At 64.7% G+C, this 24,367-nt stretch carries 22 protein-coding genes; 9 read left to right on the top strand and 13 right to left on the bottom strand.

All coding sequences use genetic code 11. The features are described from left to right. Positions 1-56 precede the first annotated feature (56 nt). The 4 genes from L6637_RS00745 to eno form a co-directional block, all read right to left on the bottom strand. Positions 57-608 carry an NADPH-dependent FMN reductase gene (locus tag L6637_RS00745; RefSeq protein WP_237862083.1) on the bottom strand — a complete coding sequence of 184 codons (552 nt, stop codon included), beginning with the start codon at positions 606-608 and terminating at the stop codon, positions 57-59. A 193-nt stretch (positions 609-801) separates the two neighbouring features. Next, positions 802-1,797, bottom strand: coding sequence for an MBL fold metallo-hydrolase (locus L6637_RS00740; RefSeq protein WP_237862081.1), 996 nt, complete (start codon positions 1,795-1,797; stop codon positions 802-804). Positions 1,798-1,917: 120 nt separating this feature from the next. After that, positions 1,918-3,051 (bottom strand): zinc-binding dehydrogenase, encoded by a 1,134-nt coding sequence (locus L6637_RS00735; RefSeq protein ID WP_237862079.1) that lies wholly within the window; start codon positions 3,049-3,051, stop codon positions 1,918-1,920. A 51-nt stretch (positions 3,052-3,102) separates the two neighbouring features. After that, positions 3,103-4,386: a phosphopyruvate hydratase gene (gene eno, locus L6637_RS00730; protein WP_237862077.1), complete on the bottom strand. Its 1,284-nt coding sequence runs from the start codon at positions 4,384-4,386 to the stop codon at positions 3,103-3,105. Between the two features lie 112 nt (positions 4,387-4,498). Between eno and queF the strand changes: the two genes are divergently transcribed. Further along, a complete protein-coding gene (gene queF, locus L6637_RS00725; RefSeq protein ID WP_237862076.1) occupies positions 4,499-4,975 on the top strand; it encodes a preQ(1) synthase in 477 nt (158 codons plus the stop codon). 51 nt (positions 4,976-5,026) lie between these two features. Here the strand turns inward: queF and L6637_RS00720 are convergent, their stop codons facing one another. The 5 genes from L6637_RS00720 to L6637_RS00700 all read right to left on the bottom strand — a co-directional run bounded on the left by L6637_RS00720 (position 5,027) and on the right by L6637_RS00700 (position 10,335). Then, complete coding sequence (locus L6637_RS00720) at positions 5,027-5,479, bottom strand: universal stress protein (RefSeq protein WP_237868792.1); 453 nt, start codon at positions 5,477-5,479, stop codon at positions 5,027-5,029. Positions 5,480-5,591: 112 nt separating this feature from the next. After that, positions 5,592-7,685: a methyl-accepting chemotaxis protein gene (locus L6637_RS00715; protein WP_237862074.1), complete on the bottom strand. Its 2,094-nt coding sequence runs from the start codon at positions 7,683-7,685 to the stop codon at positions 5,592-5,594. A gap of 144 nt (positions 7,686-7,829) precedes the next feature. Continuing rightward, positions 7,830-9,041: an MFS transporter gene (locus L6637_RS00710; RefSeq protein WP_237862073.1), complete on the bottom strand. Its 1,212-nt coding sequence runs from the start codon at positions 9,039-9,041 to the stop codon at positions 7,830-7,832. Continuing rightward, a complete protein-coding gene (gene kdsA, locus L6637_RS00705; RefSeq protein ID WP_237862071.1) occupies positions 9,041-9,892 on the bottom strand; it encodes a 3-deoxy-8-phosphooctulonate synthase in 852 nt (283 codons plus the stop codon). Before kdsA ends, L6637_RS00710 begins: the two co-directional genes overlap by 1 nt. Before the next feature lie 116 nt (positions 9,893-10,008). After that, positions 10,009-10,335 carry an NIPSNAP family protein gene (locus L6637_RS00700; RefSeq protein WP_237862070.1) on the bottom strand — a complete coding sequence of 109 codons (327 nt, stop codon included), beginning with the start codon at positions 10,333-10,335 and terminating at the stop codon, positions 10,009-10,011. A gap of 195 nt (positions 10,336-10,530) precedes the next feature. On the opposite strand from L6637_RS00700, the gene L6637_RS00695 reads away from it, so the two are divergent. The 3 genes from L6637_RS00695 to L6637_RS00685 all read left to right on the top strand — a co-directional run bounded on the left by L6637_RS00695 (position 10,531) and on the right by L6637_RS00685 (position 13,318). After that, on the top strand, positions 10,531-11,205 hold the full coding sequence (locus L6637_RS00695) for a response regulator (protein ID WP_237868791.1): 675 nt from the start codon (positions 10,531-10,533) through the stop codon (positions 11,203-11,205). Then, positions 11,202-12,578, top strand: a complete 1,377-nt coding sequence (locus L6637_RS00690) for a sensor histidine kinase (RefSeq protein ID WP_237862066.1) — start codon at positions 11,202-11,204, stop codon at positions 12,576-12,578. Before L6637_RS00695 ends, L6637_RS00690 begins: the two co-directional genes overlap by 4 nt. A gap of 110 nt (positions 12,579-12,688) precedes the next feature. After that, the gene (locus L6637_RS00685; RefSeq protein WP_237862064.1) at positions 12,689-13,318 is read left to right on the top strand and encodes a class I SAM-dependent methyltransferase; all 630 of its coding nucleotides are present in this window, start codon (positions 12,689-12,691) and stop codon (positions 13,316-13,318) included. 32 nt (positions 13,319-13,350) lie between these two features. On the opposite strand, the gene L6637_RS00680 is transcribed toward L6637_RS00685, so the two are convergent. The 3 genes from L6637_RS00680 to tpiA form a co-directional block, all read right to left on the bottom strand. Beyond that, on the bottom strand, positions 13,351-14,982 hold the full coding sequence (locus L6637_RS00680) for a CTP synthase (RefSeq protein ID WP_237862062.1): 1,632 nt from the start codon (positions 14,980-14,982) through the stop codon (positions 13,351-13,353). Between the two features lie 166 nt (positions 14,983-15,148). Further along, a complete protein-coding gene (gene secG, locus L6637_RS00675; RefSeq protein ID WP_237862060.1) occupies positions 15,149-15,538 on the bottom strand; it encodes a preprotein translocase subunit SecG in 390 nt (129 codons plus the stop codon). A gap of 139 nt (positions 15,539-15,677) precedes the next feature. Then, positions 15,678-16,427 carry a triose-phosphate isomerase gene (tpiA, locus tag L6637_RS00670; RefSeq protein ID WP_237862058.1) on the bottom strand — a complete coding sequence of 250 codons (750 nt, stop codon included), beginning with the start codon at positions 16,425-16,427 and terminating at the stop codon, positions 15,678-15,680. Between the two features lie 280 nt (positions 16,428-16,707). Between tpiA and L6637_RS00665 the strand changes: the two genes are divergently transcribed. Genes L6637_RS00665 through moaC form a run of 4 tightly spaced genes read left to right on the top strand, consistent with a single transcriptional unit; the run spans position 16,708 to position 20,983 of the window. Then, positions 16,708-18,606 (top strand): SurA N-terminal domain-containing protein, encoded by a 1,899-nt coding sequence (locus L6637_RS00665; protein ID WP_237862056.1) that lies wholly within the window; start codon positions 16,708-16,710, stop codon positions 18,604-18,606. 14 nt (positions 18,607-18,620) lie between these two features. Beyond that, on the top strand, positions 18,621-19,634 hold the full coding sequence (trpD, locus tag L6637_RS00660) for an anthranilate phosphoribosyltransferase (protein WP_237862054.1): 1,014 nt from the start codon (positions 18,621-18,623) through the stop codon (positions 19,632-19,634). 7 nt (positions 19,635-19,641) lie between these two features. Continuing rightward, positions 19,642-20,463: an indole-3-glycerol phosphate synthase TrpC gene (gene trpC, locus L6637_RS00655; RefSeq protein WP_237868790.1), complete on the top strand. Its 822-nt coding sequence runs from the start codon at positions 19,642-19,644 to the stop codon at positions 20,461-20,463. 1 nt (position 20,464) lies between these two features. Further along, positions 20,465-20,983 (top strand): cyclic pyranopterin monophosphate synthase MoaC, encoded by a 519-nt coding sequence (gene moaC / locus L6637_RS00650; RefSeq protein ID WP_237862050.1) that lies wholly within the window; start codon positions 20,465-20,467, stop codon positions 20,981-20,983. 7 nt (positions 20,984-20,990) lie between these two features. On the opposite strand, the gene L6637_RS00645 is transcribed toward moaC, so the two are convergent. Further along, on the bottom strand, positions 20,991-21,155 hold the full coding sequence (locus tag L6637_RS00645) for a Flp family type IVb pilin (protein ID WP_237862048.1): 165 nt from the start codon (positions 21,153-21,155) through the stop codon (positions 20,991-20,993). 312 nt (positions 21,156-21,467) lie between these two features. Here L6637_RS00645 and L6637_RS00640 point away from each other — a divergent pair, with 312 nt between their 5' ends. Next, positions 21,468-24,200 (top strand): bifunctional diguanylate cyclase/phosphodiesterase, encoded by a 2,733-nt coding sequence (locus L6637_RS00640; RefSeq protein ID WP_237862046.1) that lies wholly within the window; start codon positions 21,468-21,470, stop codon positions 24,198-24,200. The last annotated feature ends 167 nt before the right edge of the window (positions 24,201-24,367 follow it).

The following is a 24,367-nucleotide window of genomic DNA, read 5'->3' as shown; positions in this document are numbered from 1 at the left end:
CACCTGTCTCCGTCATGCCAGGGCTGGTCCCGGGCATGACGGAGGCACGAGCCGGCTCAGCCGTGGTGCTTTGCGACGTGCGCGGCGAAGGCGTCGATGTAGGCCTGGAGCACGGGCTTGAGCGACTCCTTGACCAGATTGCCCTCGGCATCAAAGGCATCGCCCACTGCGTTCAGGTAGGTCTCGGGCTGCTGCATGATCGGGCCGGCAATGCCCGGCAGGATGTTCTGGAGCGTCTTGGCGGCGCTGACACCACCGAGCGGGCCCGGCGAGTTGGAGATGATGCCGACCGGCTTGCCGTTGAACGAGCTCTTCCCATAGGGGCGCGAGGCGACGTCGATGGCGTTTTTCAGCACGCCCGGGATGGCGCGATTGTATTCCGGCGTGACGAAGATGACGCCGTCGGACTTCTGCAGCTTCTCGCGGAAGGCCAGCCAGTCGGCGGGCGGTGCGCCCTCGAGGTCCTGGTTGAAGAACGAGATGCCCCCGAGGGTGACGACCTCGAGCTTGAGCGAGCCAGGCGCGAGCTTGGCGAGCGCGTTGGCGATCTTCAGCGAGAAGCTGTCCTTGCGCAGGCTGCCGGCGATCACGACGATGTTGTAGGCCATCAGATTATCCTTGGTTTGTCTTTGAAACCTTGAGGGGGGAAGTGCCGGCGGCACTTAAGCGATCCGCGCCAAAAGATGCAAGTGCATGAACCGATCTGATTTGGAAACGCTAAGTTTCCTGGAAGCAGACGGTCGCCCAAAACAGTCGGGCCGCCAAACGGCGGCCCAATCTTTCGTGCAAATCTGCAATTGATCAGATCGTGGGATTCCACGCCGACGGGATCAGGCGATATTTCGCGCCGTCCTTCTCGACATGGCCGACCGACGGGAACGTGAAGTGGAAGCCGACGACGGTCGCCTTCTCGGCTGCCGCCATGTCCAAGAACTTGTGACGCGTTTCCTGCGCCATCGCAGGATCGTTGTCGAACGCCACATGCCAGTCGGGATTGCGCAGGAAGAACTCCGGAATGTTGGTGACGTCGGACTGGATCAGCACCTTCTTGTCGCCCGAGGCGACCGCGAACGAAGTGTGGCCGGGCGTGTGGCCCGGGGTTGCGATCGAGGTGATGCCTGATACGACCTCCTTGCCCCACTCATACTTCGTCACCTTGGACTCCAGCCCCGCAAAGGTCTTCTTCACGTTGGCGAAGTAGTTCTTCGTCATCTCGTTCGGAGCCTTGGCCGCGTTCTCGTCGCTCTCCCAAAACTCCCAATCCTTCACCGGCACCATGATCTCGGCGTTCGGGAAGGCAAGGCCGCCGTCGGCCAGACGGATGCCATTGGTGTGGTCGGGATGCAGATGCGACAGCAGCACGATGTCGATGCTCTTGGGGTCGATGCCGGCAGCCTGCAGGTTTTGCAGGGTGCGGCCGACCGCGCCCTTGCTGGGCTCCAGATTGGCGACGCCGTTGCCGGTGTCGATCAGCACGAGCTTGGAGCCGGTGTTGATGAGTTGCGGGTTGAATGGGACGGTGACCATGCCCTTCGGCATGTAGGCGGCATCCGAAGCGGCGAGCGCCTCGTACTTCGGGATGTTCGTGACGAACTTGTCGGGCATCGGGAAGCTGCGCGCACCGTCATTGATCGAGGTGCATTCGAAGCTACCGACCTTGTAGCGGTAGAAGCCCGGCGCCTGAGCGCCGGCTTGCGGCACTGCGGCATTTGCGGTGGACGGCCGGAGGCCAGTCGCGGCAGCCGCGCCGATGGCGGCCGCGCCTGCGAGCAGATGACGGCGATTGAAATCGATCATGAAGATGTCCCCTTCTGAGCGCGCGTGGCGGTTTTTCCGCTTTCAACGCGGCGGAATAAAAATCCCGCTTGGCTCAGAAGGCAAGACGTCTTTTGGGTGACCGGCGGCCGCCGATCACGATTATTTATTTGGGTTGATGAGGAATTTTTCGCCGGTGGCGCGTTTGGCGTACACCGCGATATTGGCGGGATCGAGCGTCTCGTGTAGCGACACCACCTTGGTGTAGTGGCTGGCGAAGGTCGTCTTCAATTCACTCACGACACGCTGACGCAGCCGCCCGATGTCGGCAGGTCCGATCTTCTGCAGGAACGGCGTGAGCAGCCAGCCGCCGACGCCCCAGGCCATGCCGAAGCCACGCGGCAGTTCGATCGGACGAATGTCGAGTGCGCCGTAGACATAGACCTGCTTGTGCACGCTGGAGCCGTAGCGGCTGTATTCCTTCGCGGTCTTGTTGATCGCGATCTCCATGCAGTTGAGGATGTCGCCGGCAAGCTTGCCGCCGCCGATGGCGTCGAAGGCTATGGTGGCGCCGGTCTCCACCAGCGCATTGGTGAGATCGTCGAGGAAGCTTGGCACGCTGGAATCGACCACGTATTTCGCGCCGATCTTGTGCAGGATCTCCGCCTGCTCCTTGCTGCGCACGATGTTGACGAGCCCGATGCCGTCCTTGATGCAGATCTTGTTCAGCATCTGGCCGAGATTGGAGGCGGCCGCGGTGTGCACCAGCGCCTTGTGACCTTCGCGCCGCATCGTCTCGGTCATGCCGAGCGCGGTGAGCGGGTTGACGAACCAGGAAGCGCCTTCCGCTGCCGTCGTGCCCTCGGGCAGCGGCTGGCAGTCCCGCGCCTTCAAGGTGCGATACTGCGCGTACATGGCTCCGCCAATCATCGCGACCGTCTTGCCCATCAGCGCTTTCGCGGCGTCCGACGAGCCGGTCTTGATGACGACGCCTGCGCCCTCATTGCCGACAGGCAGCGACTGGTCGATCCGCGCGCCCATCGCGCGCATCGCACCATCAGGTACCTTCGCGGTGATGACAGGCGCATCCTTCGTACCGGAGGCCTTGGCCGTGCTCATGTCGGCAGCGCCGACGAGCAGACCGAGATCGGACGGGTTGATCGGCGCCGCCTCGATGCGGACGACGACCTCGTCATCCGCAGGCTCGGGGGTCGGCACGTCCAGAAGCGAGATTTCCAGCTCACCGCTGTTCTTGATCAGCGAACGCAGTTGCAGTCCGGTCTTGCCGTCGGTCATGTCGATCCTCCCCTGTCCTCGTTGTTCGCGCCTTCGCGCGGTGACGCTGGCTTATGCCAGCGCCTTCAGTGCCGCCTTGCCGCCGTACAGCGCCTGCTTGCCGAGTTGCTGCTCGATGCGAAGGAGCTGGTTGTATTTGGCGGTGCGATCGGAACGTGCAAGGGAGCCGGTCTTGATCTGACCGCAATTGGTGGCGACCGCGAGGTCGGCGATGGTGGAATCCTCGGTCTCGCCGGAGCGGTGCGACATGACCGAAGTGTAGCCGGCCTTGTGGGCCATCTCGACGGCGGCGAGCGTCTCGGTCAGCGTGCCGATCTGGTTGACCTTGATCAGGATCGAGTTGGCACGGCCGGCCTTGATGCCTTCGGCGAGGCGCTTGACGTTGGTGACGAAGAGATCGTCGCCGACGAGCTGGCACTTCTTGCCGACGAGGTCGGTGAGCTCCTTCCAGCCGTCCATGTCGTCTTCCGACATGCCGTCCTCGATGGTGACGATCGGGTAGCGGCCGACGAGGTCGGCGAGATACTTGGCCTGCTCGGAGACCGAACGGGTCTTGCCCTCGCCTTCATAGACGTATTTGCCGTTCTTGAAGAACTCGGTCGAGGCGCAATCGAGGCCGAGCACGATGTCGCCGCCCGCCTTGAAACCGGCCTTGCCGATCGCGTTCATGACGAACTCCAGCGCTGCGTCCGCGGACGGCAGGTTCGGCGCAAAGCCGCCCTCGTCGCCGACATTGGTGTTGTGGCCAGCCTTCTTCAGCTCGGACTTCAGCGTGTGGAACACCTCCGCGCCGTAGCGCAGGCCCTCGGCGAAGGAAGACGCGCCGACGGGCAGGATCATGAACTCCTGGAAGTCGATCGGGTTGTCGGCATGCACGCCGCCATTGATGATGTTCATCATCGGCACCGGCAGGAGCCGCGCCGAGGTGCCGCCGACATAACGGTAGAGCGGCATGTCGAGCGAGTTCGCGGCCGCCTTGGCGCAGGCGAGCGACACGCCGAGAATGGCGTTGGCGCCAAGCCGGCTCTTGTTCGGCGTGCCGTCGAGGTCGATCATGATCTGGTCGATCTGGGCCTGCTGCTCGACATCGAGACCGCTCAGGGCCTCAAAGATCTCGCCGTTGACGGCGCCGACCGCCTTGGTGACGCCCTTGCCGAGATAGCGGGCCTTGTCGCCGTCACGCAGCTCGACCGCCTCATGGGCGCCGGTGGAGGCGCCCGACGGCACGGCAGCGCGGCCGAGCGCGCCATCCTCCAGCACGACGTCGACCTCGACGGTGGGATTGCCGCGGCTATCGAGGATTTCGCGTCCGATGATGTCGATGATGGCGGTCATGAGGGCCTCTTTTCGGGGAACAAAGGGGGCAGTTCGCGGCTGCTTCTACCGCAATGCATCGAAGCGGAAAAGGCCGGGTGACGGCCACCGAATGATTGGCTATGAGGGCCCCATGTCGAAAAAGCCCAGCAAATCGAAAACCTCACCCAGCCTGCAGCTCGGCCGTGCCGTGGAATGGCCTGATGCGCCCGAGAAGGCCAAGCTCGACCGCGTCCCCAATCCGCAAGCCGGGACCGATTATCTGGTCCGTTTCACCGTACCGGAATTCACCTCGCTCTGCCCGGTCACGGGACAGCCCGATTTCGCCCACCTGATGATCGACTACGCGCCCGGCCAGTGGCTGCTGGAGTCGAAATCGCTGAAACTCTACATCGCGAGCTTCCGCAATCACGGCGCCTTCCACGAGGATTGCACCGTGATGATCGGCAAGCGCATCGCCAGCGAGATCAGGCCGAAATGGCTGCGCATTGGCGGTTATTGGTATCCGCGCGGCGGCATTCCGATCGACGTGTTCTGGCAGACCGGACGCGTGCCGAAAGGCCTTTGGGTGCCCGAGCAAGGCGTCGCGCCGTATCGCGGCCGCGGCTAGTCGGAGGTCCATGACGATGGCATCCGGCGCGAAAGAGTCACGTCGGAGCGGCTACGGCACGACCAACACCGGAATGCTTCCGTTCACGAGGACCTCGGACGTTTGACTTCCCAAAAACAGCTTCCTGAGGCCCCGACGTCCATGAGAGGCCATGACGATCAAATCGCAGCCTCTGGATTTTGCCGTTTCGACAATCGCCGTGGCCGGGTGCGAATTCGGAACGTGCAAGAGCTCGACCGAGACCCCGCCCCGCTCTGCCATGGCTCGCGCTTGATCGAGCACTTGGCCGGCGCGCTCCCTGCAGGCCGCGTCAAATCGATCAATCTCGCCTTGCGACGGAATCCATCCCGAGTCGTGTCCGCCGCCATAATCGATTGGCAGCGGTTCAGTCACGGTGACGATCGTCGCTTTGGCCTTCAAGGCTTTTGCCAGGGCCATTCCATGCTCGACGCCTTTTGTTGCGACGTCCGAACCATCGGTGCTCAAGAGAAGATTGGCGTACATTCGGTGGCTCCTTGTTGCTTGCCCCCGCATGCCCATCGCAAATGATGCCCCGCGACTATGATCCGATCTTCGCCTCCGGTCTAATCGCTTTTGTCTTGATCTCGACGGCGGCCTAAGCCACTTCACGCACCCTGGTGATGAAGCTGTCCACCTCGCCCGTGAGCGAGGTCGACTGGCTCGACAGATCGGCGGCGGCCTTCAGCACGCCGGTGGCGGCGCGACCGGTCTCGTCAGCCGCCGACGAGACGGTTGCGATGTTGCGGGTCACGGTCGAGGTCGCTTCGGCGGTATGCTGTACGGTGTTGGCGATCTCAGCGGTGGCCTTGTTCTGCTCTTCGATCGCCGCGGCGATGACGCGGTTGATGCTCGAGACTTCCTCGATGGTCTTGACGATGCCGTCGATGGCGGAGACCGCCTTCTGCGTCGCGCCCTGAATCTCAGTGATCTGCGCGCTGATCTCCTCGGTCGCCTTCGCCGTCTGCGAGGCCAGGTTCTTCACCTCGCTTGCGACGACAGCAAAGCCGCGACCGGATTCGCCGGCGCGCGCGGCTTCGATGGTTGCGTTAAGGGCCAGGAGATTGGTCTGGCCGGCAATCGAGGTGATGAGGCCGATGACCTCACCGATCCGGTCGGCGCCATCAGCCAGCGCACGCATGGTGCTGTCGGTCTCCCTGACGGTGACGACTGCATGCTCGGTGGCACGGCTCGCCTGCTCGACCTGGCGATTGATCTCGCGGATCGAGGCATTGAGCTCCTCGGCCGCGGCCGCGACGGTCTGCACGCCGCCGCCAACCTGGTCGGCCAGCGTCGAGGCCGAACCGGCCTGGGCCTGGGCTTCCGCCGCCGTACCCGACATCGAGCGCGCCGTGGTCTCCAGCTCGCCTGAGGCGTTCGACAGCGTCTGCACCATCTGGCCGATCCGGCTTTCGAACTGCCGCACGAGCCCCGTGAGCTCGCTCGCGCGCTTCTCCTTCTCGGCCCGCTCCGCGGCCTGATCGCCGGAGAGACGCTCCGCCTTGATCATGGCGTCCTTGAACACCTGCAGCGCTGCCGCCATACGGCCGATCTCGTCGTTGCGGTCGAGGCCCGGGACGTCGCTGGCGAAATCATGATCGGCAAAACGCGTCATGACGCCGGTGATCGCCGTCAGCGGCCGGGTGACGCGGTTGCGCATCAGCAGCAGCCCGCCGATCATCAGCGCCAGCGAGGCCGGCATCAGAAGGCCGAACAGGATCAGGCTGAAGCGGGCGCGCGAGGCGCCCTCCTCGGCCCGCGCGATCATGTTGGCGAGCGCGGTCTGCGTGACGATGACGACATTGTTGGCGCCGACAAGCTGGCGATCGCGGAAGTCGATGCCGACGACGCCGGCGGGCTCACCCGCGAGCAGCCTGGTCGCAATGGCATTGCGCTCGTCGCTGAGCGCGCCGGAGATTTCCGGCTCGGCGGTCCGGATCGCCTGCAACAACTCGGGCGAAGCCACGTTCAGACCGAGGTCACGCACCACCAGCCAGGACTGCTGGATGCGGCCGCGCAGATCGGCGAAGGCAACGCCGTCGGCCGCAGTCCACGTCTTGTTGGCGAGGATCGAGGAGAACTGCACGAGGATGGTCTGGCCGACATTGGCGCGGGCCTGCCAGGAGGCCTGCTTGGCGATCAGCAGGCGATCGACCACGGGATCGATCAGCGCCATTGCATTGTCGACATGGGCGGTGACGTCGCCGATCGCATCCATGAAGGCGTCGCTGATCTTGGCCCAGGCCGGCGTCAGGCTGGCTTCACGTGCGCCCTTCTCCTGCTTCAATGCCGTGATCGCGCGCGGGCGCAGCTCTTCGAGCTGGGTCCAGATGGTGCGGAGCTTGTCGAGCCTCTCGGTAAGACCGGGCGCATCGACGGCGGCGAGGCTCTGCAAGGCCTGCGCGTAATTCTTCTGCACCGTGGCGCGCTGCTCGGCGAGGCTGCTCATGACGCTGTCGGGCGCTGAAGCGGCCGAGGACAGATAGCTCAGCGTATCGCCGCGCTCCAAGCGAAAGATCACCAGCGTGTTGGTCAGGTCGCGGCTGGCAATCGTCAGCGAGACGATGCGGTTGCTGTCGACATAGCGTGTCACCGCGAGCTTCAGGGCGTAGGCGCAGATGACGACAAGGATGAGACCGAGAGATCCAACCACCGCCCCGAGAATGCGGGCGACCGAACGCTGTTTTTGCATCGACTGATCCAACAGATGTTGCCGCCGGCTGGCGGTTTGGGCGGCAGTCTATGGAGCGAAGAGTGAGATTTGGTTTAAGATTGAAAGGATTGAGCCACCGTCCGCTTCCGGGAAAATACGGAGATTGGTCGCGACATACTGTCCTCAGGCTCGCGCGTCGGACGGTGCCCGGGGCCTTAGGAGTGCGGCGCAGGCGAGGCCCAGCAGCACCATGAGCACGGCGCTCGCGGCCAGGGTTGGCGCCTTGCCGGTATGCGCCAGCCCGAACCCGTAGGCCAGCGGACCCACGGTCTGGCCCATGAAGAAAAAGAACGAATGCAGCGACATCGCTGTCGCCCGCGCCTCGACCGACAGCTCGCTGGCGAACACCTGCAGGCAGCCATGGATCATGTAAAAGCCCCAGCCCATCAGCAGCATGATGGCGAACTGGACCTTCCAGCCAGGGCCAAGGGCGAGCGCTGCGAGCTGGAGCGCGACGAGGCTCGCGCCTGCGATCATCATCCCCTTGACGCCCAGTCGCGGCAGGAAGCGCGAGACCGTGAATGTGTAGAACAGCCCGCCGACGGCGAAGCCCGCGATGACGATGCCCGCAATCGACAGCGAGGTCTCGCCGAGATCGAACAGCAGCGCGGCGATGAAGGGAAACAGGCCGAAAACGCAGCAGCCCTCGACGAACACGGCAGAATAGCAATAGCGCGCGTTCGGATTGGCGAGGATGGTGCGATAGCCCTGCCGCAACGTCTTCAGATCGCTCTTCGGCGGTGCCGTGAGGGCGGCGCCGCGAAAGCCCGCCGCGACCGCAACAGCCGCGATCAGCCCGAGCGCACCGATGATCACCAGCACGCCACGCCAGCCGACGAGATCGCCGATGATGCCCGAGGCGGTCGCACCTAACAGGTTGCCCGTCATCGAACCCGCCAGCGTGCGTCCGATCGCCACCTGCCGCTTCGTCGGCGCGACCAGGTCAGCGGTCAGGCCAAGCGCGACCGGGAATACGCCACCCGAGGCGATGCCGGCGAGCATGCGGCTTGCGAACAGGCCCGCGAATGAGGTCGAGAGCGCGCCCAGAATGCAGGCTGCGCCCAGCATCGCCAGGCACAACGTCATCAGCCGTGCCTTGCCGAACAGATCGGCTGCCGCACCGACGATCGGCTGGATCAGCGCGTAGATCAGCGCATAGCCGGCCGCGATGCTCGCCGCCGTCGTGATGCTGATCGAAAATTCTTCCGCAATATGCGGCAGCACCGGATCAAGTGCCCGTGTCGACAACGCGGCAGAGAAGCTGGCGAGCGCGATAATGTTGATCGCAGGCGGAAACTTCAGGTCGGACGACGGCCTGGCGAGTGGCTCGTGCATCAATGCGCGTGACTCTTGGCCACCGCGTCGAATGCCATCAGGGTACGAAGAAGCCCTTCGAACTGATGCAGTGGCACCATGTTGGGCCCGTCCGAGGGCGCGCGATCCGGATCGGGATGCGTCTCGATAAACAGACCGGCGACGCCGACCGCGACGGCCGCGCGCGCCAGCACCGGAACGAACTCGCGCTCGCCGCCGGAGGAAGCTCCCTTCCCGCCCGGCTGCTGCACCGAATGGGTGGCGTCGAAGATCACGGGCGCGCCGGTGGTGCGCGCCATGATCGGCAGCGAACGCATGTCCGAGACCAGCGTGTTGTAACCGAAGGAGGCGCCACGTTCGGTGACGAGCACGTTGGGATTGCCGGCGCTGGTAATCTTGGCAACGACATTCGCCATGTCCCAGGGCGCTAGGAACTGCCCCTTCTTGACGTTGACGACCTTGCCGGTTGCGGCTGCGGCCAGCAGCAGATCGGTCTGCCGGCACAGGAAGGCCGGGATCTGCAGGACGTCGACGGCCTGCGCCACCTCGGCGCATTGCGCGGCATCGTGCACGTCGGTCAGCACCGGCAAGCCGAGCGAGGAACGGATCTCGGCGAAGATCGGCAGCGATTGCGCCAGGCCAAGGCCGCGCGCGGCGGACGCGCTGGTGCGGTTGGCCTTGTCGAAGGATGTCTTGTAGACGAGGCCGATCTTGAGCCGCGTGGCGATCTCCTTCAGCGCGGAGGCCACCTCCAGCGCGTGCTCACGGCTTTCGAGCTGGCACGGCCCGGCAATGATCGAGATCGGCAGATCATTGCCGAATTTGACCGACCCGACGGTGACGACCGGCGCTGCAGATTGACTGGTGCTCAAGACACAAAATCCCTGTTTCGGCGCGACCATAGCGGCCGAATGGGTGGGATCAACCCCATTCGGTCCTAACCTTCGAATATCAGGGTTGCGCCGCAGCCCCCTGTCCGGAACGACAGCTACTTGACCGACGAGAACGCCGTTGGAGCCAGAATCTGGCTGACGATGTTGGCAACGATCTGGCCGTCTGCCTCCGTCTTGGCGCGCGCTTCCAGCCATTCCGGATCGGCCGCAAACGCACCCCATTTCTTCTCGCGTTCGGCGAGCGACTCCCAGGCCAGGAAATAGGTCAGCTCCTGGTTGGACTCGCCGATCAGCGTGGTGAAGAACCCGGCCTGGCGGATGCCATGCTTCTCCCAGATCTTCAGCGTGATCGTGTCAAAGCGCTTCAGCAGCGCCGGCAGGCGGCCCGGCACGCAGCGATACTGGCGCATTTCGTAGATCATTCTCGTCTCCTCCCTGAACAGGTCGAGCGGTTATAGCGATCGGCCACGAAGCTGTCTTGAGCCCTGCCCGGCCACCCTCCGCGGCGTTTCGCGCATGGCTGGACAGGACCCGGCAACGCGCCGCGCCCTGTTCCCGCAATGCTGCCGCAATGATCGGGCCGCTAGAATGGCTCAGTCTCAGTTGGGGCCTGTTACATGCGGATCTTGCTTGTCGAGGATGAAGTCGAGATGGCTGGCGCCCTTTCGTCGGCGCTGAAGCGCTACGACATGGTGGTGGATCACGCCCCCACGCTTGCGGACGCGGAAGAAGCAATCTCCGCCGACGTTCATGCCGCCGTCCTGCTCGACCGCCAGCTTCCCGACGGCGACGGCCTCACGCTGATTCCGAAGCTGCGGGCGCGTGCCGACGGCGTGCCGATCATCGTCCTGACCGCTCGCGGCGAACTCGCCGACCGCATCGCCGGGCTCGACAGCGGCGCCGACGACTATCTCGCCAAGCCGTTCGCGGTCGAGGAACTGCTGGCGCGCTTGCGCGCGGTGCTGCGGCGGCACGCGGGCCTGTCGCCGGACGTCATCCGCGCCGGCCGTATCGTCTTCGACATCGGTCATCGCGAGGCCAGCATCGACGGCCAGCCGTTCGAGCTGCCGCGTCGCGAGCTGCTGGTGCTCGAAGCCCTGATCCGCCGGATCGGCCGCACGGTGCTGCGCTCGGCACTCGAGGAGGCCGTCTACACTTTCGACGACGAGATTCAATCCAACGCGCTGGACACGCATGTCTCGCGGCTGCGTCGCAAGCTTGCCGAAGCCGATGCCGGCGTCGAGATCCATGGTATTCGCGGCGTCGGCTATCTCCTGAAGAAGCTGACATGAGCGAGCACGACGATTCCTATTGCCTGCGCTCGCGATTGAGCTGGCGCCTGCTCGCGCTTCAGGCCGCCTTGCTGCTGGCACTGGTCGGCGTGGTCGTCGGCGCACTCTGCGCCTCAGGCTTCGTGCTGGCGGAGCGCGACGAGGACCGCGTCATCGATGTCGTGCAGCGCGCGCTTGCACGCGACGCAGGCGGCGGCCTGACCCTGCGGTCGACGCGCGATCTGACACAGTTGCGCGCCGAGACACCGGACCTCTGGTTCCTGGTCCGCGACCGGCAAGGACATTCGCTGACCGAAGGCGCTGTGCCGGCGGAATTCGCGGCCATCGGCAACGGGCTCGACCAGATCAGCCAGGCGCGCCTCGGCTGGCAGATGTTCGAGGACGATCCGCGCAAGCCGGCAGCGCGGCTCAAGCGCGTTAACACCGATGCCGGCAATGTGCAGATCATCACGGCGACGCAAGGACGGCTGACCGGTGCCAAGGCGCTGTTGATGACCTCGCTGGCGTTTCTCGGCATCGCCCTGCCCGGCCTGCTGGTGATGGGTACGGCGACCTTCATCGCGACGCCGATGATCGTGCAGCGCGCCTTCCGGGGGTTAGATGCGACCGCGGACCAGGCGCGTCGCATCGACATTCATCAGCGGGGGGCGCGCCTGTCAGTGGAGCGGATTCCACTGGAAGTCGTGCCGCTGGTCACCGCGGTCAACGACGCGCTGGCGCGGCTCGACCAGGGCTATATCAGGCACAAGCGTTTCGTCGCAGATGCCGCGCACGAGCTGCGCACGCCGATCGCGATCCTGAACACGCGGCTGGAATCGTTGCCCTCCGGTCCAGACAAGACCCGGCTGCTGGAGGATGCGGCGCGGCTGGCGACGCTCGCCGAGCAATTGCTCGACATCCAGCGGCTCGACCGCTGCGGCCATCCGTTCACACGCGTCGACCTCGTCGCGATAGCGCAAAGCGCGGCTGCCGAGCTCGCGCCGCTGGCCATTGCCGCCGGCTACGAGCTTGCGCTCGATGCGCCCGCGACCCCGGTCGAGACGATCGGTGACGCAGCCGCGCTGGAGCGGGCGCTGACCAATCTCGTACAGAATGCGATCCAGCACGGCCCGCGCCGCGGCACGATCGGCATTCACGTGAGCAGGCCTGCCTGCATCGAGGTCACCGACGAAGGCGCCGGCATTCCACAAGACCAACGCGAGCAGATCTTCGAGCCGTTCTATCGGCTCACGCCGCTCGATCGCGGCGCTGGCCTTGGCCTCAACATGGTGCGCGAGATCGTGCTGCTGCATGGCGGCCAGGTCGCGGTCACTGACGGCGCGGATGGCGGCACCTGCTTCAGAATGACGCTGCCACCACATCGGCAAAGTTGAACCAATCCGCTTTCGCTGCTCACAGCGCAATGCTGTCGCAATGCACTCCGCCGACAGTGTCTCCGCCTCACCTCTGAACTTCGAGGTGCCAACGAAATGCCGGAGTGCGCATGCCCAACGATTTCCTCTCCTTCTTCCTGTCCTGGATGTCCTCGCCGCGCCAGGTCGGCGCCATCGCGCCATCGGGCGCGGCGCTCGCCGATCTCATCACGCGCGAGATCACCGAGAAGACCGGCCCGATCCTCGAACTCGGGCCCGGCACCGGCGCATTCACCTACAAGCTCCTGAAGCGCGGCGTCAGGCAGCAGGATCTCACGCTGATCGAATACGGCTCGGATTTCATGAAGCTCCTGCAGATGCGCTTTCCCGTCGCGCGCGTGCTGTGGATGGATGCGGCGCGACTGGCGACGGAGCGCCTCTATGACGGCGCACCCGTCGGCGCGGTCGTGAGCGGGCTGCCGCTGCTCAACATGTCGACGCGCAAGGTCATCTCGATCGTGAGCGGCGCGTTCAGCTATGTCCGCCCCGGCGGCGCGTTTTACCAGTTCACCTATGGCATGAGCTGCCCGATCCCGCGGCCGGTGCTCGACCGCCTCGGCCTGCGCGCAACGCTGGTGGACCGGGCCTTCCTCAACATGCCGCCGGCCGCCGTCTACAAGCTGACGCGCCGGCCGCAGATGACGCTGGTCGCGGGATCGCCGGCGCAATCCGCACGTCTCGCACTCGAACCCACGCTTTGAGAGCGCGCCCGCACCGTCGCGTAACGAGCCGGTTACACCAACCGGCTCTGCTTCGCGGCCGCCTCGATGAACGAAGCGAACAGCGGGTGCGGCTCGAACGGCCGCGACTTCAGCTCGGGGTGGAACTGGACGCCGATGAACCAGGGGTGATCCTCGTATTCGACGATTTCAGGCAGCACGCCGTCGGGCGAGAGGCCGGAGAATTTCAAGCCGTGCTGCTCGAGGCGGTCCTTGTAGGCGGTGTTGACCTCGTAGCGATGGCGGTGGCGCTCGGAAATCTCGGTCGCGCCGCCATAGACCTGCGAGACACGGCTGCCGCGGCTCAGCGCGGCGGGATAGGCGCCCAGGCGCATCGTGCCGCCGAGATCGCCGGCCTGCGAGCGCTTCTCGAGTTCGTTGCCGCGCAGCCATTCCGTCATCAGGCCGACCAAGGGTTCCTTGGTCGGACCGAACTCGGTGGAGTTAGCGTCCTCGATGCCGACGAGATTTCGCGCCGCCTCGATGACGGCCATCTGCATGCCGAAGCAGATGCCGAAATACGGCACGTCACGCTCGCGCGCGAACTGCGCCGCCTTGATCTTGCCTTCGGCACCGCGCTGGCCGAAGCCGCCGGGCACCAGAATGCCGTTGACGTGCTCGAGGAACGGCGCCGGATCTTCCTTCTCGAAGATCTCGCTCTCGATCCAGTCAAGATTGACCTTCACCTTGTTGGCGATGCCGCCATGCGAGAGCGCCTCGATCAGCGACTTGTACGCATCCTTCATGCCGGTGTACTTGCCGACGATGGCGATTGTGACATTGCCTTCGGGGTTGCGGACGCGCTCGTTGATCTTCTGCCAGCTCTGCAGCACCGGCGGAATCCGCGAGCCGATGCCGAAGGCGGCGAGCACTTCGTCATCGAGGCCGGCGTTGTGGTAGGCCTCAGGGACGGCGTAGATGTTGTCGACGTCGCGCGCCTCGATCACGGCGCTTTCGCGCACGTTGCAGAACAGGCCGAGCTTGCGCCGCTCCTCCTTCGGGATCTCGCGATCGGTACGGCACAGCAGGATGTCCGGCTGGATGCCGATCGAGCGCAGCTCCTTCACCGAATGCTGCGTCGGCTTGGTCTTCAATTCGCCGGCGCTCGGGATGTAGGGCAGCAGCGTCAGATGGATGTAGACGGCGTGATCGCGCGGCAGCTCGTTCTTGAGCTGGCGGATCGCTTCGAAGAACGGCAGGCCCTCGATGTCGCCGACAGTGCCGCCGATCTCGACCAGCACGAAGTCGTAATCGTCATTGCCCGACAGCACGAACTCCTTGATGGCGTTCGTGACGTGCGGCACCACCTGAATGGTCGCGCCGAGGTAATCGCCGCGGCGTTCCTTCGAGATGATGTCCTGGTAGATGCGCCCCGTCGTGATGTTGTCTTGCTTGGTCGCAGGCCGTCCGGTGAAGCGCTCGTAGTGACCGAGATCGAGATCGGTCTCCGCGCCGTCATCGGTCACGAACACTTCGCCGTGCTGATACGGCGACATCGTTCCGGGATCGAGGTTGAGATAGGGGTCGAGCTTGCGGAGGCGGACCTTGTAGCCCCGGGCCTGCAGCAGGGCACCGAGTGCCGCTGAAGCCAGACCCTTGCCGAGCGAAGAAACCACGCCGCCGGTGATGAATATGTACCGCGCCATGGGACCTAACCTCTAATCCCTCGAATCCGATTCGCCAAAGCGATTCGTATTCAGCCCCAAAGAATCTGCGGGCCTGTGGGTGAGCCAAAACTAAGAATGGTGACAGAGCCTTGATGGGGATCTTTGAAGCAGGACGGTAGCCATCGTCCTGCATGGCCCCCCTGCTTTATTGTGAGCGAGGCACCTGCGGGCCGCTCGGTGCCGCCGGAGCCTGCTGCTGCTCGTCCGCCTTCTTCAGCGTGTCCAGAATACCGCCCGAGGTCGGCGCGGTGATCGGGTTGGCGCCGCCCGGCTGGGTCTGCGACGCGGGCTGGCCGATGATCGAGGTCGGCGCGCGGTTGTAACCGGCATACCAGGACAGGAACAGGCTGGTGAGGAAGAAGCCCGCCGCGAGGACCGCGGTGGTTCGCGACAGTAGATTCGCGGTGCCGCGGCTCGACATGAAGCCCGCGCCGCCGCCCATGCCGAGGCCGCCGCCTTCCGACTTCTGGAGCAGCACGGCGCCGATCATGACGGCGACGATCATGAGGTGGATGACGATGACAACGGTCTGCATGCTATCCTTCCGTCACAAGCGGGCGGCGCCTGACGGCGGCCGATCGCGCTTCGCGGGTTTTCCTGAAGTTGCGCGGTGTTACACGATCGGAAGGGGCATTGCCACCCCCGATCGCCCCCGGATCAAAGCTTTGGCTTAGCTAGGGGCAGCCTTTCGCGATCGCAAGGAAATCGGCCGCTTTCAGGCTGGCGCCGCCAACCAGCGCGCCATTGACGTTTTTGACCGCCATCAGCTCGGCTGCGTTCGACGGCTTCACCGAGCCGCCGTAGAGGATCCGCATCTTCGCCCCCTCGTCCTTGAACCTGGAGGTCAGGAACTCCCGGATAAAGCCATGAATTTGCTCGACATCCTTGGCCGTGGGGGTGAGGCCCGTGCCGATCGCCCAGACCGGCTCATAGGCCACGACCAGATTGGCGGCCGTGGAGCCATCCGGCAGCGAGCCGTCGAGCTGGCCACGGACGATATCCAGGGTCTGGCCAGCGTCGCGCTGGGCCTGCGTCTCGCCAATGCAGACGATCGCGACCGCCCCGGCTCGCCAGGCGGCTTCCGCCTTCTGCCTGACAAGGGCATCGCCCTCGCCATGGTCGGCGCGACGCTCGGAATGGCCAACGATGATGGCGCTTGCGCCTGCGTCAGTCAGCATTTCAGCCGCAATATCGCCGGTATGGGCGCCGGAGGCCTTGGGATGGCAGTCCTGGGCCCCGACGGCGACGGTCTTGCCACGCGCTTTCTCGGCAAAGCCCGCGATCAGGGTCGCCGGCGGGCAGACCAGCAGATCGGCCTTGCCTGATACCTCTGCCGCGCCATTGAGCATGGCGTCGAATTCGGCGGCCTGGGCTTTCAGGCCATTCATTTTCCAGTTGCCGGCGATCAGGGGGCGGATGGTCATGTCATTTTCCAGCAGAATGAGGTCTTGTCCATGCGCTAGCAGAGCTATCGCGGCAGTTCCAGATTCTTGTTTTGACGCGTTTTCTCGACGCGAACCGGGGGACCGCTTCGCTGGAAAACGCTTTCGGCCCCTTAACCGCAGCTTCGCGAAGCGGTCTGACCTGAGGTTGCGGGGCGAAAGCCACCACTTTATGATGGCATATCAATTTGGTGACGCGCTTTTGCGGAATCTGCATTAAGACGCGCTCCCGTTCCCCTCCTTATCAAACAAGTTGGACCAAATGCTTCGAGGAATGCGCAAGGCCTCATCAAACTGGGTCGGCAAGACCATCATGGCCGTCGTGATGGGCGTGTTGATCATCAGCTTCGGCATTTGGGGCATCGCCGACATCTTCCGGGGCTTCGGGCAGTCCACGCTGGCCAAGGTCGGCCACACCGAGATTTCGCTGAACGAGTTCCGCCAGATCTACACCGACCGCCTCCAGCAGATCGGCCGCCAGTTTGGCCGGCCCCTCACGCCGGACCAGGCGCGCGCGTTCGGCCTTGACCGCCAGGTGCTCCAGCAGACGATTGCCGAAGCTGCCCTCGACGAGAACGCGCGTCAGCTCGGGCTCGGCCAGTCCGACGAGCAGATCCGCCAGATCATCATGAACGACCCGAACTTCAAAGGCGTCGACGGTAAGTTCGATGCGAACCGCTTCCAGGGGCTGATCCGCAATTTCGGCTACACTGAGCAGCGCTACGTGGCCGAGCAGCGCAAGGTGGCGCTGCGCCGGCAGATCACCGGCACGATCGGCGCCGGCCTCGAACCGCCGAAGACCATGTTCGACGTGGCGACGCGCTTCCAGAACGAGCAGCGCTCGATCGAGTTCGTCAGGCTCGATACGGCGCAGGCCGGCACCATAGATCCCCCCTCGCCCGAGGCGCTCGCCGCCTATTTCGAGGATCACAAGGTCCAGTTCCGCGCACCCGAATTCCGCAAGATCGTCTTCGCCGTGATCTCGCCGGAGGACATCGCCAAGTGGAGCGACGTCTCCGACGACGACGCGAAGAAACTGTTCGATCAGCGCAAGAACCAACTCTCCACACCGGAGAAGCGCCAGATCAAGCAGATTGTGTTTCCGAACGCCGCCGAGGCGCAGGCCGCGCGCGAGCGTCTGGTCGGCGGGCTGTCCTTTGAAGATCTCGGCAAAGAGCGCGGTTTGACTGCCTCCGACGTCGATCTCGGGCTGGTGACGAAATCCTCGCTCGAACCAGCCGTCGGCAATGTCGCCTTCGCGCTTCCCGTTGGCGAAATCAGCCAGCCGATCCAGGGCCCGATTGGCGTTTCGATCGTCAAGGTCGACAAGATCGAGCCCGGCGCCGAGGCCGACTACGCCAAGTTTGCCGCCGACGTGAAGCGATCGATCGCGACCGAGCGCGCGCGCACCAAGGTCGGCGAGCTCCGTGACAAGATGGAGGACGAACGCGGTGCCGGCACCAGCGTCGCCGATGCCGCACAGAAGCTCGGGCTCACGGCCGTGACCATCGATGCCGTCGACCGCTCCGGCCGCGCGCCGAACGGGCAGACCGTTACCAACATTCCGCAGGGTCTCGACGTGGTGTCGCAGGCCTTCAACAGCGATGTCGGCGTCGACAACGACCCAATCTCGTTCAAGGGCGGCTATGTCTGGTACGACGTGCTCGCCATCACGCCGTCGCGCGACCGCAATCTCGATGAGGTCCGCGACCAGGTCGAGGCGCGCTGGCGCCAGGAGCAGATCGCCACCAAGCTGAAGGCGAAGGCGACCGAACTGGTGCAAAAGCTCGAACAGGGCGGCAAGCTCGCTGACGAGGCCGCTGCGATCAATGCCAAGGTCGAGACCGCCAGCGGCTTCAAGCGCGACGACTCCCCGGCCGGCGTGCCCGCCAACATCGTTGCGGCCGCCTTCCGCGCCGCCAAGGACGGTGTCGGCCAGGCGCCGGTGACCGGCGGCACCGAAGTCATCGTCTTCCGCGTCACCGACATCGTCGATCCCGCGGTCGACACCGCCTCCGACGCCGTCAAGAAGCTGAAGGAGAGCGTCGACAAGTCGCTGACCGACGAGCAGGTCGCCTCCTACGTCAACAAGCTTGAAACCGACATCGGGACCACCATTAATCAGGCCGCCTTCGCGCAAGTGACCGGCGCGAACCAGTGAGTTGAAAGCACGCGATGGACGACCTGAAATCGATCATTGGAAAAGTTGCGACCGGTGCCAGCCTGTCGCGTGAGGAAGCCGCATCCGCCTTCGATGCCGTGATGTCCGGCGAGGCCACCCCCTCGCAGATGGGCGGCCTCTTGATGGCGCTGCGTGTGCGCGGCGAGACGGTGGAGGAAATCACCGGCGCGGTCACGGCGATGCGCTCGAAGATGCTCACGGTCGATGCGCCCGCGGACGCCGTCGATATCGTCGGCACCGGCGGCGACGGCTCCGGCTCGGTCAATGTCTCGACCTGTGCCTCGTTCATCGTCTCCGGCACCGGTCTGCCCGTCGCCAAGCACGGCAACCGCGCGCTCTCGTCGCGCTCGGGCGCTGCGGACGTGCTGGCCTCGCTCGGCGTGAAGATCGATCTCAAGCCCGAGCAGGTCGGCCGCTGCGTGCGCGAATGCGGCATCGGCTTCATGTTCGCACCGGCCCATCATCCGGCCATGAAGAACGTCGGCCCGACCCGGGTCGAGCTCGCCACCCGCACGATCTTCAACCTGCTTGGGCCCCTGTCCAACCCGGCCGGCGTGAAGCGGCAGATGGTAGGCGTATTCTCCAGGCAATGGGTGCAGCCGCTGGCGCAGGTGCTGAAGAATCTCGGCTCCGAATCCGCCTGGGTGGTGCACGGCTCCGATGGCCTTGACGAGATCACCCTCACCGGCCCGACCTTCGTCTCGGCGCTCCACAATGGCGAGATCCGGAATTTCGAGGTAACGCCCGAGGACGTCGGCCTGCCGCGATGCGATCCCGGCGCACTCAAGGGCGGTGATGCCGACGCTAATGCGATGGCGCTGCAAAGCGTCCTCGACGGCAAGCCGAGCCCCTATCGCGACGTCGCGCTGATCAACGCCGCCGCGGCGCTCGTCGTCGCCGGCCGCGCCAAGGACCTGAGGGAAGGCGTCGCGATCGGCGCAAAATCGCTCGATAGCGGCGCTGCGAACGCGCGACTGAAACATCTGATCGCGGTCTCGAACAGCTGAGCCTGTCATGTCCGATATCCTGACCAAGATCGAGGCCTACAAGCGCGAGGAGATCGCGGCGGCCAAGCGCGCGCAGCCGCTCTCGGCGGTCGAGGCACAAGCCAGCGCGCAGGACGCGCCGCGCGGCTTCGTGCGCGCGATCAGGGCCAAGCACGCCAATGGCGATTATGCGCTGATCGCCGAGGTGAAGAAGGCCTCGCCCTCCAAGGGTCTGATCCGCCCCGATTTCGATCCGCCCCTGCTTGCCAAGGCCTATGAGGCGGGCGGCGCGGCCTGCCTGTCCGTGCTGACCGACACGCCCTCGTTCCAGGGCCATCTCGACTTCATGGTTGCGGCACGCGCGGCGACCTCGTTGCCTGTGCTGCGCAAGGATTTTCTGTTCGACACCTATCAGGTGGTCGAGGCGCGCGCGCACGGCGCCGACTGCATCCTCATCATCATGGCGGCGCTCGATGATGCGACCGCCAAGGATCTCGAAGACGCCGCGATCGCCTACGGCATGGATGTGCTGATCGAGATCCACGACCGTGCCGAGCTCGATCGGGCGCTGAAGCTGCGTTCACCGATGATCGGGATCAATAACCGGAATCTGCGCACCTTCGAGACGACGCTGGCGACCAGCGAGATGCTGGCGCCTCTGATCCCGCGGGAGCGGCTGATGGTCGGCGAGAGCGGCATCTTCACGCCCGCAGACCTGTCGCGGCTCGAGCGCGTCGGCATGTCGACCTTCCTGGTCGGCGAGAGCCTGATGCGCCAGGCCGACGTCGCGGCCGCCACGCGTACGCTGCTCACGCGCCAGACCAAGGCCCGCGCCACGGGCACGCGCTGACATGGTGTGCAAGCCATCCAAGGCGAAGCCCGCAAAGGCGAAGGCCAGCCCTGCCCTCACCCATATCGGCGCCTCCGGCGAGGCGCGGATGGTCGATGTCTCGGACAAGGCTGCCACCGAGCGGCTTGCCGTCGCCGAAGGCCGTGTCGTCATGGAGAAGGCAACGCTCGACCTGATCGTGTCAGGCAACGCCAAGAAAGGCGATGTGCTCGGCACCGCGCGCATCGCCGGAATCATGGCAGCGAAACGGACCTCGGAGCTGATCCCGCTCTGTCATCCGCTGGCGCTGTCGAAGGTCACGGTCGACATTGAGCCTGACGCGAAGCTGCCGGGCTGCGTGGTCCGTGCCAGCGTCAAGGTGACCGGCCCAACCGGCGTCGAGATGGAAGCCCTCACGGCCGTTACGGTGGCCTGCCTCACCATCTACGACATGATCAAGGCGGTCGAGCGCGGCGTGCGCATCGAGGGCATCCATCTCGTCGAAAAGCTGGGCGGCAAGTCGGGCCATTACCGCGCCTGATCGGTGGTTATTTCAGCGCCGTGCTGATCGATCCGAACTTGGTGTTGAGCTTGCTACCCAGGCCGTTCACGACGGTGATGATGGCCAGCGCGATACCGGCCGCAATCAGGCCATATTCGATCGCGGTCGCACCGGATTCGTCGATCCAGAAGTTCTTCAAAGTCTTTTTCATGATCGTGTCCTCTCTCGCATCGTTGCGGAGCTGAGTTCGCAATTCGCGTGCCAATGTGGCATCGAGGATCGTCAGCAGGTTAGATGGTTAAGCGTTGGTTGATTCCACCGCGATCGGCAAGAACTGACCCTCATCCCGACCATGGCCGGCAAAAGCTGCATGCTTCTCGTCATGCGCATCGATTGCATTTGCGCATTACGGTTCATGTCGCGTTAACCGCGCTTCCTAACGTCGCCTCCACATCGATCCCGTAAACCGACGGATGTCACGGGATCAAGAATTGACCCTGACGTGTGGACGGCGACGAACAACATGATGACAAAATACGGCAGCCGCCTCTTCGACCAGGCCTTCGTGCGCAGCGGACCGATCCGCTGGCTCGTGGTCGGCGGCACATTGCTGATCGCGGCAATCGCCGTCGGCGCGGTATTGATGGCGCAGAATTTCCGCGAGCGCGCGCTGCGCAACTCCAGCCGCGAGCTGGAAAACACCGTGCTGCTGCTCGCCCATCATTTCGATCAGCAACTGCAGGATTTCGCGGTCATTCAGAAGGATTTCGTCGACCACGTGCGCGTGAACGGAATCACGACCGCAGCGGACTTCCGCAAGCGCCTCTCCGGCGAGGACGTGCACCGGATGCTGCGCTCGAAGATCGAGGCGCTTCCGTACATGGGCGGCGTCAACATCATCGACGCCGACGGCAATGTGATCAATTCCTCGACGACATGGCCCGCTCCGAAGGTCAACGTCGCCGACCGCGCCTACTTCCGCACCTTCCGATACGATCCGCAGGCGCCCGACGTACTGATCGAACCGGTTCACAGCCGTATCTCCGGCGCTTGGACCATCCTGATCGTGCGCAGGATCATGGGACCGCACGGCGAATTCATGGGTGCCGTCGGGCGCGGCATCGAGCCGGCCAATTTCGAGAAGTTCTTCGAGACCGTCATGCTCGGCGAAGGCGCGACGATCTCGATGCTGCATCGGGACGGCACGCTGCTGGCCCGCTATCCCGATTCCAGCGACATGATGGGACGCAATTTCAGGAACGGGTCGTTCGAGCAGCAGAAGATCTTCACGCTCGACCACTTCGCCGGGCGTATCGTGAGCCCGATCGACGGCGAGGACCGGCTGGCCTCGGCGCGTGCTTTGCCCCATTTCCCGATTCTGATGATGGCGACGACAACGCGCGCGGCGGCGCTCGCCGACTGGCGCGAGCAAATCGGAATCCTGATTTCGGTCGCCGGCGCGTCCGTGCTTGCGATTGCGGGCGTGCTGACCGCGATCGTGCGCAAGCTCCTGGAGCAGCACCGCCTGTCCCGGGAGCGGTTGACGCTGGAGAAGCAGCGCCTCGATCGCGCCGTCAACAACATGACCCAGGGTCTGCTGCTGTTCGATGCCGAGCGGCGGCTCGTGATCTGCAACCAGCGCTACATCGAGATGTACGGCCTGTCGGCCGACATCGTCAGACCCGGCTACAGCTTCCGCGACATCATCGCGCACCGCAAGGCGACGGGCTCGTTCACGGGTGACGTGGACCAGTATGTCGCGCGCGTGCTGCGCGACATCCACGTGCGCAACTCCATGGTGGTCGACACCAGCGACGGCCGATCGATCCAGATCGTCAACGAGCCTCTCGACGATGGCGGATGGGTCGCGACCCATGAGGACATCACCGAGCGGCGCCGCACCGAGGCGCGTATCACCCACCTCGCCCACTACGACGCGCTGACCGACCTGCCCAACCGCGCCAAGTTCCACGAACATTTGCGCGAGGAGCTAGCCAGCATGGCTCACGGTGAAGAGCTTGCCGTGCATTACATCGACATCGACGAGTTCAAGGGCGTCAATGACGCGCTCGGCCATCTCGTCGGCGACGAGCTGTTGAAGTCGGTGGCGGAGAGCCTGCGCCGCTGCGCCGGCCCGACCGATTTCGTCGCTCGTCTCGGCGGCGACGAATTCGCCATCGTGCAGAGCGCGGTGACCAGGCAGGACCAGGTCAGCGAGCTCGTTGCCCGGGTCTTCGCCGCGATCCGCGCACCGTTCGATTGCATGGGCCATCACCTCACCACCGATGCCAGCATCGGCATTGCACTGGCGCCCGGACACGGCAACGCGCTCGATCAGATTCTGAAGAACGCTGACATGGCGATGTACGCGGCCAAATCCGCCGGGCGCCGCACCTATCGCTTCTTCGAGCCCGAGATGGACGCCAAGGTACGCGAGCGGCGCCAGCTCGAAATCGACCTGCGCCACGCCATCGCCCAGGGCAGGCGCGACGGTGGCCTCGAGGTCTATTATCAACCCTGCCTCAGCCTGAAGGACGACCGCATCACCGGCTGCGAAGCGCTGGTGCGTTGGCGCCACCCCGAGCGCGGCATGGTCTCGCCGGCAGAATTCATCCCGATTGCCGAGGATACCGGGCTGATCAACGAGATCGGCGAATGGGTGCTGTCGACCGCCTGCCGCGACGCGGCCACCTGGCCCGACGACATTCGCCTTGCGGTCAACGTCTCGCCGGTTCAGTTCAAGAGCGGCACGCTGGCTCTGAAGATCATGGCGGCGCTCGCCGCCTCCAATCTGCCGGCGAGCCGGCTCGAGCTCGAAATCACCGAGGCCGTGTTGATCCGCGACGACGACACCGCGCTTGCGATCCTGCACCAGCTCCGTGCCATCGGCGTCCGCATTGCGCTCGACGATTTCGGCACCGGCTACTCCTCGCTGAGCTATCTGCATCGCTTCCCGTTCGACAAGATCAAGATCGACCGCTGCTTCGTCAACGACATCGCAGGTCCCGACGGCTCCGCCAGCATCGTGCAGGCCGTGGTCAATCTCGCCAGCGCCCGCCGCATGGCGACCACGGCCGAAGGCGTCGAGACCGAGGAACAGCAGCGGTTGCTGCGCACGCTCGGCTGTACCGAGATGCAGGGTTATCTGTTCAGCGCCGCAAAGCCGGCCGACAAGATGTTGGAGCTGTTCGCGCTCCATCGCAGCCGGCTCACCCAGCGCGAAGGTCGGGAAGGCCGCCGCCGCGAGGCTGGCTAGTATCCCCACAGCGGACGCCGCAATCGCACCCGGCGCTTGGTCGCACGCAAAGCCGCGACAATACGGCCTTTGCCGCAATGAATCCGAGCTGAGACGACGTCCAAAACGAATTCGCCCGGCAGTGGCGATCCACTCCCGGGCGATGTCTGGATGTCCTGAAGTCGCAG

It is taken from the genome of Bradyrhizobium zhengyangense (assembly GCF_022012435.1).
Lineage (GTDB): Bacteria > Pseudomonadota > Alphaproteobacteria > Rhizobiales > Xanthobacteraceae > Bradyrhizobium > Bradyrhizobium zhengyangense.
This window is presented reverse-complemented; position numbering and strand designations above follow the sequence as displayed.

What these genes read in the sequence shown, in the direction of transcription:
- trpD (WP_237862054.1), top strand. Translation starts at nt 18,621, where the DNA reads ATGGACGACCTGAAATCGATCATTGGAAAAGTTGCGACCGGTGCCAGC.
- tpiA (WP_237862058.1), bottom strand. Translation starts at nt 16,427, where the DNA reads ATGACCATCCGCCCCCTGATCGCCGGCAACTGGAAAATGAATGGCCTG.
- L6637_RS00715 (WP_237862074.1), bottom strand. Translation starts at nt 7,685, where the DNA reads ATGCAAAAACAGCGTTCGGTCGCCCGCATTCTCGGGGCGGTGGTTGGA.
- L6637_RS00700 (WP_237862070.1), bottom strand. Translation starts at nt 10,335, where the DNA reads ATGATCTACGAAATGCGCCAGTATCGCTGCGTGCCGGGCCGCCTGCCG.
- L6637_RS00720 (WP_237868792.1), bottom strand. Translation starts at nt 5,479, where the DNA reads ATGTACGCCAATCTTCTCTTGAGCACCGATGGTTCGGACGTCGCAACA.
- L6637_RS00645 (WP_237862048.1), bottom strand. Translation starts at nt 21,155, where the DNA reads ATGAAAAAGACTTTGAAGAACTTCTGGATCGACGAATCCGGTGCGACC.
- queF (WP_237862076.1), top strand. Translation starts at nt 4,499, where the DNA reads ATGTCGAAAAAGCCCAGCAAATCGAAAACCTCACCCAGCCTGCAGCTC.
- L6637_RS00680 (WP_237862062.1), bottom strand. Translation starts at nt 14,982, where the DNA reads ATGGCGCGGTACATATTCATCACCGGCGGCGTGGTTTCTTCGCTCGGC.
- L6637_RS00685 (WP_237862064.1), top strand. Translation starts at nt 12,689, where the DNA reads ATGCCCAACGATTTCCTCTCCTTCTTCCTGTCCTGGATGTCCTCGCCG.
- L6637_RS00640 (WP_237862046.1), top strand. Translation starts at nt 21,468, where the DNA reads ATGATGACAAAATACGGCAGCCGCCTCTTCGACCAGGCCTTCGTGCGC.
- moaC (WP_237862050.1), top strand. Translation starts at nt 20,465, where the DNA reads ATGGTGTGCAAGCCATCCAAGGCGAAGCCCGCAAAGGCGAAGGCCAGC.
- secG (WP_237862060.1), bottom strand. Translation starts at nt 15,538, where the DNA reads ATGCAGACCGTTGTCATCGTCATCCACCTCATGATCGTCGCCGTCATG.
- L6637_RS00745 (WP_237862083.1), bottom strand. Translation starts at nt 608, where the DNA reads ATGGCCTACAACATCGTCGTGATCGCCGGCAGCCTGCGCAAGGACAGC.
- trpC (WP_237868790.1), top strand. Translation starts at nt 19,642, where the DNA reads ATGTCCGATATCCTGACCAAGATCGAGGCCTACAAGCGCGAGGAGATC.
- L6637_RS00690 (WP_237862066.1), top strand. Translation starts at nt 11,202, where the DNA reads ATGAGCGAGCACGACGATTCCTATTGCCTGCGCTCGCGATTGAGCTGG.
- L6637_RS00665 (WP_237862056.1), top strand. Translation starts at nt 16,708, where the DNA reads ATGCTTCGAGGAATGCGCAAGGCCTCATCAAACTGGGTCGGCAAGACC.
- L6637_RS00710 (WP_237862073.1), bottom strand. Translation starts at nt 9,041, where the DNA reads ATGCACGAGCCACTCGCCAGGCCGTCGTCCGACCTGAAGTTTCCGCCT.
- L6637_RS00695 (WP_237868791.1), top strand. Translation starts at nt 10,531, where the DNA reads ATGCGGATCTTGCTTGTCGAGGATGAAGTCGAGATGGCTGGCGCCCTT.
- eno (WP_237862077.1), bottom strand. Translation starts at nt 4,386, where the DNA reads ATGACCGCCATCATCGACATCATCGGACGCGAAATCCTCGATAGCCGC.
- L6637_RS00735 (WP_237862079.1), bottom strand. Translation starts at nt 3,051, where the DNA reads ATGACCGACGGCAAGACCGGACTGCAACTGCGTTCGCTGATCAAGAAC.
- L6637_RS00740 (WP_237862081.1), bottom strand. Translation starts at nt 1,797, where the DNA reads ATGATCGATTTCAATCGCCGTCATCTGCTCGCAGGCGCGGCCGCCATC.